The 15,588-nt window shown below is 39.9% G+C and carries 10 protein-coding genes; 7 read left to right on the top strand and 3 right to left on the bottom strand.

The features are described 5' to 3' along the window. The first annotated feature begins 26 nt into the window (after positions 1–26). Both MED134_RS08625 and MED134_RS08620 read left to right on the top strand, forming a co-directional pair. Positions 27–1,427: a sensor histidine kinase gene (locus MED134_RS08625; protein WP_052084278.1), complete on the top strand. Its 1,401-nt coding sequence runs from the start codon at positions 27–29 to the stop codon at positions 1,425–1,427. Between the two features lie 61 nt (positions 1,428–1,488). Next, entirely contained in the window at positions 1,489–2,259 is a 771-nt protein-coding gene (locus MED134_RS08620) for an enoyl-CoA hydratase/isomerase family protein (protein WP_038597975.1), read from the top strand. A gap of 63 nt (positions 2,260–2,322) precedes the next feature. Here MED134_RS08620 and MED134_RS08615 read toward each other — a convergent pair whose 3' ends face one another. Next, positions 2,323–3,735 carry a Gfo/Idh/MocA family protein gene (locus MED134_RS08615; protein ID WP_038597973.1) on the bottom strand — a complete coding sequence of 471 codons (1,413 nt, stop codon included), beginning with the start codon at positions 3,733–3,735 and terminating at the stop codon, positions 2,323–2,325. 211 nt (positions 3,736–3,946) lie between these two features. Here MED134_RS08615 and MED134_RS08610 point away from each other — a divergent pair, with 211 nt between their 5' ends. The 3 genes from MED134_RS08610 (at position 3,947) to MED134_RS08600 (ending at position 12,603) form a co-directional block, all read left to right on the top strand. Next, positions 3,947–6,400: a TonB-dependent receptor plug domain-containing protein gene (locus tag MED134_RS08610; protein WP_038597971.1), complete on the top strand. Its 2,454-nt coding sequence runs from the start codon at positions 3,947–3,949 to the stop codon at positions 6,398–6,400. Positions 6,401–6,584: 184 nt separating this feature from the next. Next, on the top strand, positions 6,585–10,478 hold the full coding sequence (locus tag MED134_RS08605) for a carboxypeptidase-like regulatory domain-containing protein (RefSeq protein WP_038597969.1): 3,894 nt from the start codon (positions 6,585–6,587) through the stop codon (positions 10,476–10,478). A gap of 196 nt (positions 10,479–10,674) precedes the next feature. Then, positions 10,675–12,603 (top strand): S9 family peptidase, encoded by a 1,929-nt coding sequence (locus tag MED134_RS08600; protein ID WP_237747100.1) that lies wholly within the window; start codon positions 10,675–10,677, stop codon positions 12,601–12,603. 73 nt (positions 12,604–12,676) lie between these two features. Here MED134_RS08600 and MED134_RS08595 read toward each other — a convergent pair whose 3' ends face one another. Further along, positions 12,677–13,333, bottom strand: coding sequence for an HD domain-containing protein (locus MED134_RS08595; protein WP_038597967.1), 657 nt, complete (start codon positions 13,331–13,333; stop codon positions 12,677–12,679). Between the two features lie 140 nt (positions 13,334–13,473). Continuing rightward, positions 13,474–13,887 carry a BrxA/BrxB family bacilliredoxin gene (locus tag MED134_RS08590; RefSeq protein ID WP_038597964.1) on the bottom strand — a complete coding sequence of 138 codons (414 nt, stop codon included), beginning with the start codon at positions 13,885–13,887 and terminating at the stop codon, positions 13,474–13,476. A gap of 197 nt (positions 13,888–14,084) precedes the next feature. On the opposite strand from MED134_RS08590, the gene MED134_RS08585 reads away from it, so the two are divergent. Further along, on the top strand, positions 14,085–14,852 hold the full coding sequence (locus tag MED134_RS08585; RefSeq protein ID WP_038597962.1) for a TerB family tellurite resistance protein: 768 nt from the start codon (positions 14,085–14,087) through the stop codon (positions 14,850–14,852). A gap of 62 nt (positions 14,853–14,914) precedes the next feature. Next, entirely contained in the window at positions 14,915–15,586 is a 672-nt protein-coding gene (locus tag MED134_RS08580; protein ID WP_038597960.1) for a haloacid dehalogenase type II, read from the top strand. Positions 15,587–15,588 lie beyond the last annotated feature (2 nt).

The following is a 15,588-nucleotide window of genomic DNA, read 5'->3' as shown; positions in this document are numbered from 1 at the left end:
CCCTCGGCACAAAAATCTTTACCTCAATGCTTGCATTGGTATTGATTGCCTTCTTGATGATTGCTGCTGTCACCTATTTTCAATACAAAGAGCAAATAAGAGACTATAATGAGGAACGATTAGAACGTAAAGAGTCTTCTATAAAGAAAACTATAGACTTTGTATTAGATAATACCAGCTATGAACTTAAGACCGAAAAAATCCCATATATCTTTAAAGAGAAGATATACGAGATTGCAAGTATACAGGGTGAAAATCTCACAATGTACGATCTAGATGGGGAGCCTCTTATCTCGTCTACAGATCAATTATTTGATAGTCCCGCGCAAAAGAAATTATGTCTTGAGACTTTAGAAAACTTAGAAAAATCTGAAGAAAAACGATATGTAAATCAGCTGGATGGTGAGGTGTCTCAACAACTCTCTTATAGCTATATAAATGACCCTAAATATAGACCACTCGCCATACTTGAGATACAGTATGAAGATAGTGAGGCTTTCATTAATAAGGAACTCAGAGAGATATTGTGGCGTCTGGTGGTGGTAAATATCCTTATGGTATTGACCGCAATTTTACTCGCTTATTTTCTGGCGAGATACATTACAAAAACACTTAAAACGGTAGAGGATAATATAAAAGAAACCCAACTAGATAAGCGCAACGAGAAAATTGATACTACAGAGCTTCCCTCTGAGCTCACAACCCTCGTAAACGCTTATAACGGGATGATAGACCAACTTGAGGGCAGTGCTGCAAAACTCGCGCAAAACGAGCGTGAGGCCGCCTGGAGAGAGATGGCGAAGCAAGTAGCTCACGAGATCAAAAACCCACTCACACCTATGCGTCTCACGGTACAGAGCTTTGAGCGTAGGTTTGACCCAGAAGACCCCGAAGTTAACCAGAAGATAAAGGAATATAGCAGTACCCTCATACAGCAAATAGATACTATGAGCAGCATAGCGAGTGCCTTCTCAAACTTTGCAGATATGCCAGCACAGCAAAGCGAGATTCTTAATGTGCCTAATATCGTAAAGCTCTCTGTAGATATTTTTAATGAGCGCTATATAGATTTCGCCTCCGCGAAAGAGGAGATTTTTGCAAATTTTGACCGCACGCAACTTATTAGAGTGGTAACAAACTTGGTAAAAAACGCGGTGCAAGCCACAAAAACTACAGAAGACCCAAAAATCTTAGTCGAGGTAAACGATCTAGATGCACAAGTAGAAATAACAGTGACAGATAATGGGACGGGTATTTCTGAAGATAACTTACCTATGATTTTTGAGCCAAAATTCACTACCAAAACAAGTGGTATGGGACTGGGTCTCGCAATGGTAAAAAATATTGTGGAGACCTATAAAGGAACAATTACCTTTACAACACAAGAGGGAGACGGCACAGTTTTTAGAGTCATCTTCCCAAAATAAATAAGTGTAAGCGTCCCATTTTTGGCGTATAAAAAAGACTTTTATAAACTAACATATAGCTATGTACAATAACATACTTTCAGAAACTTCAGATAGCATCACGACTATCACGATAAACAGACCTTCAAAACTTAACGCTCTTAACAAGGAGACTATAGAGGAGCTTCATACCGCTTTCGCGAAAGCGGAAGAAGATACAGGCGTACGCGTTGTAATCATTACCGGATCTGGAGAGAAGGCATTTGTAGCAGGAGCAGACATTTCTGAATTTGCAAACTTCTCTGAAGAGGAAGGTGCAGAGCTTGCAAGAAAGGGACAAGAATTACTTTTTGACTACGTTGCCGAAATGGGTACCCCAGTCATAGCAGCCGTAAACGGTTTTGCACTGGGAGGCGGTCTAGAGCTGGCAATGGCAGCACATTTTAGAATCGCTAGTGATAATGCTCGTATGGGGCTTCCAGAGGTGAGTCTAGGTGTGATACCAGGTTATGGTGGTACACAACGCTTACCACAACTAGTAGGTAAAGGGCGTGCGATGGAGATGATAATGACTGCCGGGATGATAGATGCAAATACGGCACTTGAGTACGGACTTATAAATCACATCACTGCACAAGAGGAACTATTACCACTAGCAAATAAACTAGGCGGAAAGATTATGCGTAACTCACCTATGGCAATTGCCGCAGCGATTAATGCTGTAAATGCAGGTTATGAAAATGCTGTAGATGGGTTTGATACAGAGATAGAAGAATTTGGCGGGTGTTTTGGTACAGAAGACTTCACCGAAGGAACCACGGCATTTCTAGAAAAAAGAAAGGCTGAGTTTTAAGTCAGGTAAAACTATATGATTTAAAAAAGGCTGTAACCATTAGGTTACAGCCTTTTTTATTTTTTAAATCTCCCATCCCTTTCTATACTCACGTTTTACCCAGGCATTTGCCTCTTCATAATTAGTCACGCGCATATTATCTCCATCCCACTTAATGGTGCGACGCCCAGGGTAGTTATATGGATCCCAGTCCCCAGACTTTTTGCCAGGTTTAAATTCTTTCTTTTGGTATGCTTTTATAGCAAGATTCCCCATTAAAACAGCCTCGGTAAGTGGCCCGCCATAAGAAAATGGTGATGAGGTGCTGCCTCCATTTATACAAGCTTCTACCCACTCACCTGCGTGACCGGTGGTCACTCTTTTTATAGTTTGCGGCACTGCCGCCATATCTTTCATACGCTCGCTAGGTAATAAGCGAGGGTTGCCGCTATAGGTGTCTGTTATCATAATACCATCACTACCATAAAAGATGCTTCCGCCGCCGTCTTTACCTGGTGTTTCACCTTCGCCTATTTCGCTTGGTAGGTCAGGCATAATACCGCCATCGTACCAGTTAAGACCCACATCACCTTGCGTAGGTGACTTAAATTTAAGTCTTACAATAGAACTAGGAGGGCAGGCTTCTGGATAATCTGCCTCTACAAAATCTCCAGACCAAATGGTGGTACAACTTGCCTCTGCTTCATAAGGAAAACCAAGTTCTAGCGCTTTAAATGGAGTTTCCATAATATGGCAACCCATATCACCCATTGCTCCTGTACCAAAATCCCAAAAACCACGCCACTTAAAAGGCAGGTAGTTTTCATTATAAGGTCTGTAACTAGCTGGGCCTAGCCATAAGTCCCAATCTAGGTTTTTTGGGATAGGTTGCCCTTCTGTAATATGCTTAAATCCTTGTGGCCACACGGGTCTGTTTGTCCAACAATCTACACGAGAGACGGTACCTATAACCCCTGCGTTTATCCATTCTTGTGCGGTTCTTATACCATCGCTTGAGGCACCTTGATTACCCATTTGAGTTACAATGCCTTGCTCTTTTGCCACTTGCGCCATAAGCCTAGCTTCATAAATATTATGAGTAAGAGGCTTCTCTACATAGGCGTGTTTATTTTCACGCATAAAGGGTATGGATATGGTGGCGTGTGTATGATCTGGAGTACCCACCATTATGGCATCTATATCGTTAATATGGTTATCATAGAGTTTTCTAAAATCTCTATACGTCTTTGCTTTAGGGTGCATCTTATAACTTGCTGCACCGCGATTATCATCTACATCACATAGGGCAACAAATTTTACCTTACCATACTGGGTAAGCTCGTTTACAACACCGCCACCACGACCGCCTACACCTATGGCCCCTATGTATAACGTGTCTGATGGAGCAACGTGATTACCACCTAAGACAAAGCTAGGGACGATTGTAAAAGCCGCACTTGCTGCAGCAGATTTTTGAAGAAAAGAACGACGTTTCATAGGGTTTATGTTTTATAAGCTCACTAAAGATATTAAAATCATTTGTGAAAGCTTTTTAAATTTTTCACTTCAGTTTAGAGCGACCAAAAGATTAAAAAGTTGCTGATTAGTAGTGTTTAATATAATATGTTAACGTTTTTTTAACGGACTACAATGTTACTTGTGGCAAAATTTTAAGTCATATTTGTGAATCATCAATTAATCATATATAATGAATCATTTTCGTTTAATTTTTACGCTCTTAGTATCACTACTAAGTTTTTATTCTTATTCTCAAACGGTCTTTAGAGGTGTAGTACTTGAGGAAGGCTCAAAAAAGCCTATTGTGGCAAAGGTGGGTGTGTCTGGTCAAGGTGCCGGTGCCACCTCTGGAACTAATGGTAGATTTCTATACAGAAAATACGACCAAGTTGTTTCTCCAGAAAGTGAACTTGTCATCTCTGCAAAAGGATATGAGTCAGTAAGTATTTCTGGTGATGATCTTCGTAATTTATATAATATCACGAGTACCATTTATTTAAAGCCTGGTGTTTCTAAAGATGTAAAACCTCTTAATGAAGCAAAGGATATAGTTATTTTTTGGGATGTTTCTGCTTCGGCAAAGAGCCAAAATAGTAATAAGGCTATAGATTTTGTTAATTCTTACCTAGCAACACTTTCGTCGCCAGCGGTTCGTTTTGTAGCTTTTAATGATAAGGTTGTTTTAGATAAAAAAATCACAGCCGGAGCAGATGGTACTTTCGCTTTAAGCGAAATAATAAAAAATATTAAGTACACTGGAGCGACAGATTACTCGCTTATAGATGGAAGTAATACTGATGTTGCTATTGTAGTGTCTGATGGAGAGCAAAGTTTTGGGAACATTGAGTTACCGCGCACAAGCCGTTTATATACCGTAAATACGGTTGCCACTTCAAATCACGAGAGTATGATGGCAGATGCCTCATTCTATAATGGGTCTTACATTCCTCTTTTTTCTACAAATCCAGATAAGGCTATAGCACGTATAAATGCAGGTGGTATTTTTGAGAAGGCAGATTTTAGTAAAGCACAAGCAACAGTAAAAGGAATTGTGTCTAGTACAAATGGACCTATACAAGGTGCTGCAGTTTCTTTAAGAGGTACGCTTAACGAGTATCTTACTAAAGCAGATGGTACTTTTAATATACCTGCCGTAGAGGGTGATGTACTTCAAATAAGATATTTAGGAATGTATCCTAAAGATGTGTTGGTCACAAAAAATCCAGTTATACAGGTAGAAATGATACCACAAGCAGATATGCTGGATGAGGTGTTACTTACTGGTAATGCTAAGTCTAAAGAAAAGAAAGTAGATGCAGGAAGCGGTGTTGCAAAAACAAAAGAATCTGTAGGTTATGCAGTAAATACGATTACAGCAGATAATATAAAGCCTAATGCAACATTTCTGGGTGATGCAATACGCGGTAATTTTGCAGGCGTACAGGTACTAGGACCTCCTGGTAGCGAGCGGTTTTTAATACGTGGTGGTAATATGTCTATTAACAATGAGTTGCCGCCTCTGTGGGTTGTAGATGGAGCTCCATTTGCAGATGTACCATATTATCTCGATCCTCAAAATATTAAGAGTATTACAATTTTAAAATCTGCAATTGCAACGGTACGTTATGGTACCATAGCAAGTGGAGGAGCTTTTCTAGTAAAAACAAAGGCTGCAAATCCTGATGCTGTAAAAGCAAAGGGTATTGTAGATAGAGCTCTTGTAAAAGGTAATGATTACAGTGAGACACTATCAGATATGGTTGTTGAAACTTCACCTTATATTACAGCACTTGATAAGGAGCCTACTGTGGATGCAAAGTATAAAAAGTACCAAGCGCTTTCAAAAAACTTTAAGAATTCGGTTTCCTTTTATGCAGATAATGCAGAGTATTTTCAAAAAATAGCACCCGCAAAGGCAGAGCTTATACGTTTACAACTTGCAGAGGTGGCTGGAGAAAATGTAAAGGCACTGCGCATACTTAGTTACTTATATGAAGCCGCTGGCTCTTATAAACGTAATGCACAAGTAAGTGAGCGCATCGTAGCACTAGCACCTAGGGAGGCACAATCATATCGTGATCTGGCACTAGCATACACCTTAAGCGGTGATTATAATAAAGCGCTAGAGCTATACATTAATATGCTAGGAGAGCGCATACTAGGGGTAGATTTTTCTGAAATAGAAGGGCCTCTAGGTAACGAGTTGAGACATCTTGTCGCACTACATAAAGATAAAATTGAGTATAATAGACTGCCTAATGAGTGGCTCACTAATGATCTTGAAATGGACATCAGGTTAGTCATAAACTGGTCTGAGCAAGATGCTCCATTTATTTTTCAGTTTGTAAACCCTAAGAAGAAATTTTACACGTGGGATCACACCTTATTTGATAATAAAGAGCGATTACTTAAGGAGCGTAAAATGGGATTCCAGTTTGAGGAGTTTGTTATAGATGACGCAAAAGCCGGTGAGTGGATTGTAAACGTACAGTACCTAGGTGAAGAGGCAACCTTTGCAATACCTCCTTACTTAAAGTACACGGTGTATAGAAACTACGGAACTTCAAAAGAAACTAAAGAAGTAAAGGTTGTAAAGCTATTTGAGCAAAAAGACAAGGTGTCTCTGGGTAGAATAAACTTATAAGGTCACATCACATATACCGATATCTTAAAATTGTAAGATATATCTTTCAAAAAAGGCTTGCTTTAAAAAAAGTAAGCCTTTATCGGTTATACCCTATAATGCCGACATTTAAGTATCTTTAAGTGTCTAGAAATCAAATAGATGATTTTAAGGTCAATCTGTTTATCAATCAATTCATCAAACTATGAGAACTAATGTATACATCATTGCCTGCTTATTGCTGGCAAGCTTATCGCTCAATGCACAAACTATTTTTAGAGGAACCGTGGTCGCAGCGGGGTCAAAAACGCCTATTGAAAATGCAAAAATAGGTATCACAAATCAAGGCGTGGGGGTCACGAGCAATGCTCAAGGAGCCTTTTCTTATAAGAAATATCACGAGACCCTTTCAGATACAGACCAGCTCATCGTATCTGCACCAGGTTTTGAAACCATACACTTAAACGCGACAGATGTGAGAGCCTTGCTCAATAGATCTAGCGCTATTGTTTTAGAAAAGGGCTCACCACAAGAAAGCCCAGCAATTACACATCTCAAGATATTTTGGGATATCTCTGAGGGTATGCAAGATCGCAACCTCAATAAAGAACTTATCTTTGTAAAACAATATTTGGCAGCTCTTAATGATCCTAAGGTTACCCTTGAGGTGTTTAATAAGGATATCATAAGAACAGAAGTTTGGAAAAAGTGGGATGGAGATATGGACCGCTTTCGCGAAAGCGTAACCCAGCAAACCTATAATGCCCCGTCTAATTATAGTGTACTCAGTCTAGAAGGTGCAGATGCCGTTTTATTACTCTCAAATGGAGTGCCTAACTATGGTAAACTTAATGCAAATCAAGATATTCCAGTTGTACCATTTACCACAGTACAAACTACCGAAGGCCAGCAATACCTCGATGCCTTGGCTAGGTATACTTCTGGCACTGTAAAATATACAGTTGCTCAGGCACCAGTTGTTGAGAATGTAACCCCAACTGTAAATCGTAAAAATCGCATATACTCTGGTGAGATAATGTCACTTACTCAAAAAATATCTGGAACCGTAAAAAGCCTGGGGAAACCATTACAAGGAGCAACCATCGTAGTAAAAGGAGATTTAAAAGAATACACTACAGATGCAAATGGCGCTTTTCAAGTAGAAGCAGCAGCTGGAGATATACTACTTGTACAAGCGCTAGGGATGTTTCCTAAGGCAGTAGCAGTACAAGAGCAAAATAATTATGATATAAAAATGCTACCCAGCAGTGATCAACTAGAGGAGGTGGTGCTTACTGCAAAGCGTGAGAAAATTTTTGCAGGTGATAAAATTATAGAAGGTACAAATGAGCCTAATATGCCAGGAGGCATAACGAGCTTAGGAGATTTTTATATTACAGATAAAGACATCACACCAGATGGACAAAGTTTAGAACGTGTATTAAGAAAGAATTTTAAAGGTGTACAGGTTAGTTATACAGAAAAGGGTGAGGTAGTCACCATTTTTGGTAAGAGACCTAATTGGATTGTAAATGGGGTAATGGTGAGACAAGGACAACCTATACCATTATATATTCCAGATAATGAGATTCTCTCTGTAATTATAAAAGACAACCCACTTTCTACAAATATTAAATATGGTGGAGAAGGAGACCGAGGCTTACAAGTACTGGTAACTACAAAGAGTTATAGAAAAGATGCTATTAAAAACACAGCCCTTGTAACCGGTAATAATTATACAGAAGAGGTAGAAGACCGCTCTGTTACTGCGTCACAAGTGACGGGAGTGATTACAAGTCCCAAAGGGCCATTACAGGGAGCAGAGGTTGTACGTAAGGGTTCACTAGAAATTGCTTACACCAAGGCAGATGGAACCTTTAATCTCGCAGCAAAAAACGGAGATATTCTCATTATCTCTAGCCTAGGGATGTTTACAAAGGAGATTGCGGTTACAGATAAGAAGGAGTATGCTGTAGCGTTGTTACCTAATAGTGATTTACTAGACGAGGTAGTCTTAAATGTTACTAAAACCGCAAAGGAGAAACTCTACGAAAAAAAGGATGCGATAGCTAACAAAAATGGTTTTGCACCTTCAGTCATTTTAAAAGAAGAGTTCGAAAATATAGCACACCTAAGTCTCATAGATGCAATTTATAAAAATTCCAGTAGAACAGCAGCAGCCGGGCAATATCCTTACAGAATCATTCTTAATACTAGGTTTAGACAACCATATGCGGTTGTTGTTGATGGTATTGGACGGGAGGCGAGTATTATAGAACAGTTACCTCCCTCTAACGTGGCAATGATACTAATCACCGCCTCACCGGGAGCTGGAACAAAGTATGGCATACCAACCCCTAACGGATTAATAGATATTAGAACTCAGAGCTTTGTAGATTTTAAGAATAGAGATAAAAAACCTAAATCTGCCCTTGTAACCGGTAACGATTATACAGAAGAGGTAGAAGACCGCTCTGCTACTGCGGTACAAGTGACGGGGGTAATAACCTCAGGAGCAAAACCTTTAAAGGGAGCTGCAATCACAAAAAAAGGCACCTTTAACGAGGTATATACAGATGCAAATGGCCGTTTTACCATCACCGCAGCTATAGATGATGTCCTTGTAGTGAGTGCACCGGCTATGTTTACAAAAGAGGTGTTGATAGAAACTCAAGATATGGGTGCGATTGCCTTAACTTCAAAAAGCAATGATCTAGATGAGGTCGTGCTAGAAGGGCGAGAGCGCGTAGATAACACGGTAGAGACAGCTTATGGTAAAACCAGTGGTGATAAAATAGGCTATGCCACGGGAGAGATTAGTACAAGAAATTATAGTGCTGGGTACACCAGTCTAGACCAGCTCATAAAGGGTAAGGTAAGTGGCGTGACGGTAAACAGTGGTTTACTCACAGGCCAAGCAACTACTTATAAAATACGTGGCGGCTCACAATCTATTACAAACGATGTACCTCCTATATGGATTGTAAATGGAACTCCATATCAAGATCCTCCATCATTTTTGGATGTAAACCAGATAGACAATATCTCTGTACTTAAATCTGTGGTCGCAACCTCTCGTTATGGGTCGCTTGCAGCAGGAGGGGCTTTTCTTATAAAAACCAAAGAAGCAAATTTTGAGGCAAAGGCTGCCAAAAATAAACAGAGTGCTCTAGTTTCTGGTAACGAGTATACGGGTGACGTTACTGGTAGTATAGACACCGCATTGCCTTCGTATATTTTACGCTTTCGCGAAAGCGGAACCCCGCAACAGCAATTTGCACTTTACAAGAAGTTGTCTCGTACCCAAGAGTCGCCACTGGAGTATTATGTAGATGCCGCACAGTATTTTCAAACCATAGACCCAAAACTTGCAGATGAGGTGCGCTCAGACCTAGCCTACATCGCTCGTAATAATACAAAGGCACTACGCACACTGTCATATCTATATGAACTAGTAAATGATACGGGAAATATCGTGCTTGTAAACGAGCGCATTGCAAAAATTGCTCCTAGTGAGTCTCAGTCTTATCGAGATCTAGCACTGGCTTATCAAAATGATGCGCAGTATGATAAGGCACTTGAGTTGTACATAAATATGCTGGGAGAGCAAATTATGGGTGTAAACTTTAACGGCTTAGAGAAGCCACTGCGCAGTGAGTTGAGCCGTCTAGTTGCATTACATAAAGATAAAATAGATTATAGTAGATTGCCTAATGAGTGGCTACGCACAGATTTTAAGGTAGATATGCGTATGACCATAGATTGGTCTGACAAGTCGGTTCCTTTTGAGTTTCAGTTTGTAAACCCACAAAAGAAGTTCTTTAAGTGGACACACACGCTAGAAGAAACCAGAGACCGCCTTAAAACCGAACAAAAGGAAGGTTTTCAGACCGAGGAGTTTATTATAGATGATGCTCCTGCTGGAGAGTGGTTAATTAATGTACAATATCTAGGCAACGAGGGTGATTATGTATTGCCTCCATTTTTAAAATACACTGTATATCGTAATTATGGAACACCAAAAGAAACAAAGGAAGTACGTGTTATAAAACTATTTAAGCAGGTGGATAAAGTGACACTTGGTAAAGTGACGATGTAAACCCTAAGTCATAATTTTATATTGTAAAGCCCTCTTTTGAGGGCTTTTTGTGTGCTTATAACAGCACACCTTTCAATTCTAGAAAATAAGATTTCTATAACAGCTAAGCATTTTAAAATCTAGTATCTTGTTGTTCTTAAAGAAGAACAAATCTTAGGTGTCTACATATCTTGACACCTTGTACCAAACAGATTTAATGAAGACAGAAAAAACACTACCAGGTAATACAGCACTCCCATCTACCGCAGCAAATCTTGCAAAACTCATCGCTCAGGAAGATGGTGATTTTAAATACAAAGTAGAAGATTACTTTCAGACGCCAGAGGCGTACGCTTTTAAACTCTCTCCAGACGGGAATTATCTCTCATATATGAAACGTCGTGAGGACGGTAAACGTGATTTGTTTTTAAAAAATACAACCACTCAAGAGGAGCTATTGCTTGTAGAGCAGCAAGAAGATCTAATACGTAGCTACTTCTGGGCGAGCCCAGATAGAATAGTCTATTCTCAAGATAAGGGCGGTGATGAAAATTACCACCTCTTTGGCGTAAACTTAGATGGTAGTGGTAATGAGGAGCTCACGCCTTTTGATAATGTGCGTGTAGGCGTACTTGCCACGCTCAAAGAAGATAAAGACCACGTTATTGTGCAGATGAATAAGGACAACCCTGCGCAAGAAGAGCCTTATAAACTCAACATTAAAACGGGTGCTATAGAGAAGCTGTATACCGTAAAGGAAGGAGATAACCCTGTGGCTGGATACGATTTTGACAAATATGGAAACCTAAGAGCTATCTCAAAGATTATAAACGGTGTCGATATGGAGCTCTTCTATAATGTAGATGGCGAGTTCAAAAAAATAATGGAAGTTCCCTTTGGAGAGTCCTTTGGTATTATTCGGTTTGATTATGCTTCAGATAATCCAGATGCGGCATATGTAATCTCAAATCTCGAGACAGATAAGACAGAAATTCAACGTTACGACTTAAAGGCAAATAAGGTGCTCGAGACAATGTATAGAGATGATACGTATGATGTGAGCGGGATTACGCTTTCGCGAAAGCGCAATTACGAGATTGATTACTACTCACATAACGGTGAGAAGGCAGTCATTGTACCTGTAAGTGAAACTTATAAAAAAGTGCAGGCACGTTTACAAAAAGATTTTGGCGACAAAGATTTTTATGTAGTAGGAAGAACAGACGATGAGCATAAAATGATGGTCGTAGTAACTAGTGACCGCATTATAGGTGAATATCATTTATATGATGTAGAAAAGGATACAGTTACCTTGCTTTATAAAATACTCCCACAACTGGAGGAGGAAGATATGGCTGCTATGGAGCCTATTACTTTTACCAGTAGAGATGGTGTGACCCTACACGGGTATCTCACCTTGCCTAATGATTTGGCAAAGGGAGAAAAGGTCCCTATGATTGTAAATCCTCACGGAGGGCCGCAGGGTATACGTGATAGCTGGGGTTTTAACGCAGAGGCGCAGCTTTTTGCAAGCCGTGGGTATGCGACCTTGCACGTAAACTTTAGAATTTCTGGAGGATACGGTAAGGAGTTTTATACCTCTGGTTTTGGACAAATAGGCCGCAAAGCGATGGATGATGTAGAAGATGGTGTAGATTATGTGGTAAGCCTAGGAGCAATAGATAAAGATAAAGTAGCCATTTATGGCGCAAGTCACGGTGGCTATGCCGTGCTGCGTGGTATGACCAAAACACCAGAAAAATATGCCTGCGGTGTAGACTATGTAGGGGTGAGTAATTTGCACACCTTTATGGGTACGATACCGGCTTACTGGGAGAAGTACCGTGATATGCTACATACCATCTGGTATAACCCAAACAAGCCAGAAGAGAAGAAAATAATGGATGAGGTATCTCCTGCACTACACGTAGATAAAATTGTAAAACCTCTTTTTGTGGTACAGGGAGCAAATGACCCTAGAGTTAATATAGATGAGGCAGACCAAATAGTAGCGCAGCTACGAGCACGAGGGGTTGAGGTGCCGTATATGGTAAAGTATGATGAAGGCCACGGCTTTGGTAAAGAAGAAAATACCCTAGAGCTGTATAAAGCGATGATGGGCTTCTTTGCAACGCATCTTAAATAAATATTTTAGTAAGAGTTAAAAAGCCCTAAGCACTTATAATGCTTAGGGCTTTTTTATTAAATGATTGCTAGGTTTATTTTGAACCCTCCCACTCACGGTAGAATTGCTCCAGAAAACCTTCCATATAAGCGTGACGTTTTTCGGCAATTTTTTTTCCGGTCTTTGTGTTCATACGGTCTTTAAGTAAGAGTAGTTTCTCATAAAAATGATTGATAGTAGGAGCGGTACTCTTTTTATACTCATCTACAGTCATATCTAACTGTGGTTTGACCTCTGGGTCATATAGTTTGCGATTTTTAAAACCGCCATAGTTAAACGTACGAGCAATGCCTATAGCACCTATAGCGTCTAGCCTGTCTGCATCTTGCACAACATCTAGCTCTGGCGAGGTGAACTCTTGGGCCTTATTACCGCCTTTAAAAGAGATATTTTTTATAATCTGTACCACGTGCTCTATAACGGCGCTGTCACAGTTTTGACTTATGAGAAACTCGGTTGCCATTTTTGGCGCAACGGTTTCATCTCCGTTGAAAAATTTTGAATCTGCAATATCGTGTAGCAAGGCTCCTAATGCAACTACGAGCTCATCTACAGGCTCACCTTTTGCAATGTGCATTGCATTGTTATAAACACGTTCTATATGAAACCAGTCGTGACCACCTTCGGCATTTGCTAGGGTTGCTTTTACAAAGGTGATGGTGTTTTCTATAAGAGTTTGCTGTTGGCTCATACTATAATTTAATAATGCTATAAAGATGGATTAAAGTTCGTGAGATTTATGGAGAGTAACAAGTACGCTTTCGCGAAAGCGTGTATAAAAAAAGACCGCTCTATAAAAGCGGTCTTCATATTGTTACAAGAAGTGTTGTCCTAGCTTGCGTGCTCTTCAAAAGCATCCATAAGGTTTTCTGCAATCATCTCTGCAGGTCTTCCTTCAATGTGGTGACGCTCTATCATATGTACTAGCTCTCCGTCTTTAAAAAGTGCCATAGATGGGCTAGATGGAGGAAATGGTACCATATAAGAACGAGCAAGATCTGTAGCCTCTCCATCTACTCCTGCAAATACAGTATAGATGTTATCTGGCTTCTTACCGTTAACAACTGCGTGTACAGCAGCTGGACGCGCGTTACGAGCAGCACAACCACAAACAGAGTTTACAACCATAAGGGTTGTACCTTCTTTTTTCATTGCAGCTTCTACGTCTTCTTTTGTATGTAATTCTGTGAAGCCATTTCTGGTAAGGTCTTCACGCATTGGTTTTACTAAATCTGGTGGATACATAATCAATTTATTTTGAATACAAATATACAAAAAGCATACCTTGATATTAAGACGGAAAAAATGGCAGATTATTACACAAACAAATCGTATTTCTATGAGGGAGGCGGTAAGTATGGCGGGATGGCGTAACAATTAAAAAGTCCTCACGTCTAATGGTTAGAACCCGTAAATTTGCGGGATAAGAATAGAATGTAAGTATGATTAAATATATAGGTGCTGTAGTAGGTTACTTTTTGGGACGTGGATTTTTTGGAGCTGTAATAGGATACTTTCTAGGTAGTGCTGTAGATATGTTTATGGACCAGGGTAAAAAAACGGGTCAAGGCGGTAGTACAGGCCAGCGTTTTAAAACCGTTTTTGAACAAGCTACACAGCAAAGTGTTTCTCCAGGAGATTTTGAGCTCAACTTACTGTCGCTTGCTTCTATAGTCATAAAGGCAGATGGGAAGGTAAGTCAGAACGAGCTAGACTATGCCAGACAGTATTTTGTGAGAGCTTATGGTAAAGAGCGTGCAAATGCGACTTTTAGAACATTTAACACAGTCATAAAGGATAGGGAGGTCTCTGCCACACGTATATGTACCTACCTCAATAGTCGTACTCGTTATGAGGTGCGATTACAAATTTTACACTTTTTATTTGGCATTGCACAGGCAGATGGTCAAGTGAGCCAGCCAGAGGTAAATGTGCTAGGTACTATAGCAGGATATTTTAGAATAAATCATCAAGATTTTGAGAGTATAAAAAATATGTTTGTTAAGAAAGCAGACAGTGCCTATAAAATCTTAGAGATAGATAAATCTGCTAGTAATGATGAGGTAAAGAAAGCCTTTAGAACAATGGTTAAAAAGTACCATCCAGATAAACTTATGGATATGGACGAAGCCTACAGAGCCGGCGCCGAAGAGAAATTCCGTAATGTGCAAGAGGCTTACGAGCAAATCCAGAAGGAACGCGGTATGTAATCTTACTATTTCTTTAAGAGTTCTTTGCGTTGTGGCTGCTTAACTTTGTTTAAAAAGACATAATGAAAAAGCCATCTACCCTATTTTTTGATGTAAATGAGACGCTTCTTGATCTTGAATTCTTAAAAGAAAAAATCACCAGTGTACTAGATGATAGAGGAGAGCTCGTCTCGCTATGGTTCAGCACCTTATTGCATTACTCACTCGTGGCAAATACGATTGAGGCTTATAAAGGTTTTGGCCAGATAGGCGTAGCCGCACTCCAGATGGTAGCTGCTGGTAATGATATCACACTCACAAAACAGCAAGCAGAAGCAGCTGTAATAAAACCCTTTAAAACGCTTAAGCCTTATAGCGAGGTAAGAACATCGCTGCTAGCATTAAGAGAACAAGGTTTTAGACTTGTAGCGCTTACTAACTCTTCACAAAAAGGTCTTGAAGAAAAACTAGAATTTGCGGGTATTGCAGATTGTTTTGACACCTTGCTTAGTTGTGAGCCCGTTCAAAAATTTAAACCGGCGCCAGAAGTATATAACTGGGCAATGACAACTATGGGTGTATTACCAGAAAATGCAATGATGATTGCTGCACACGGCTGGGATATTGCCGGAGCGCAAAGCGTAGGTATGCAAACAGCTTTTATAAATAGACCTGGTAAACAGCAATACCCACTTGTGCCAGAGGCAGATTATGTGGTAGATGATTTGAGTCAACTAGCAAGTGTAATCAAGTAACT

The organism is Dokdonia sp. MED134 (assembly GCF_000152925.2).
GTDB lineage: Bacteria > Bacteroidota > Bacteroidia > Flavobacteriales > Flavobacteriaceae > Dokdonia.
Note: the sequence above shows the minus strand (reverse complement) of the source record. Positions and strands in the feature narration are given on the sequence as shown.

Bases quoted from the DNA above. Each gene is read 5' to 3' on its own strand.
- MED134_RS08610 (WP_038597971.1), top strand. From the start codon at position 3,947: ATGAATCATTTTCGTTTAATTTTTACGCTCTTAGTATCACTACTAAGT.
- MED134_RS08585 (WP_038597962.1), top strand. From the start codon at position 14,085: ATGATTAAATATATAGGTGCTGTAGTAGGTTACTTTTTGGGACGTGGA.
- MED134_RS08605 (WP_038597969.1), top strand. From the start codon at position 6,585: ATGAGAACTAATGTATACATCATTGCCTGCTTATTGCTGGCAAGCTTA.
- MED134_RS08600 (WP_237747100.1), top strand. From the start codon at position 10,675: ATGAAGACAGAAAAAACACTACCAGGTAATACAGCACTCCCATCTACC.
- MED134_RS08580 (WP_038597960.1), top strand. From the start codon at position 14,915: ATGAAAAAGCCATCTACCCTATTTTTTGATGTAAATGAGACGCTTCTT.
- MED134_RS08625 (WP_052084278.1), top strand. From the start codon at position 27: ATGCTTGCATTGGTATTGATTGCCTTCTTGATGATTGCTGCTGTCACC.
- MED134_RS08590 (WP_038597964.1), bottom strand. From the start codon at position 13,887: ATGTATCCACCAGATTTAGTAAAACCAATGCGTGAAGACCTTACCAGA.
- MED134_RS08595 (WP_038597967.1), bottom strand. From the start codon at position 13,333: ATGAGCCAACAGCAAACTCTTATAGAAAACACCATCACCTTTGTAAAA.
- MED134_RS08620 (WP_038597975.1), top strand. From the start codon at position 1,489: ATGTACAATAACATACTTTCAGAAACTTCAGATAGCATCACGACTATC.
- MED134_RS08615 (WP_038597973.1), bottom strand. From the start codon at position 3,735: ATGAAACGTCGTTCTTTTCTTCAAAAATCTGCTGCAGCAAGTGCGGCT.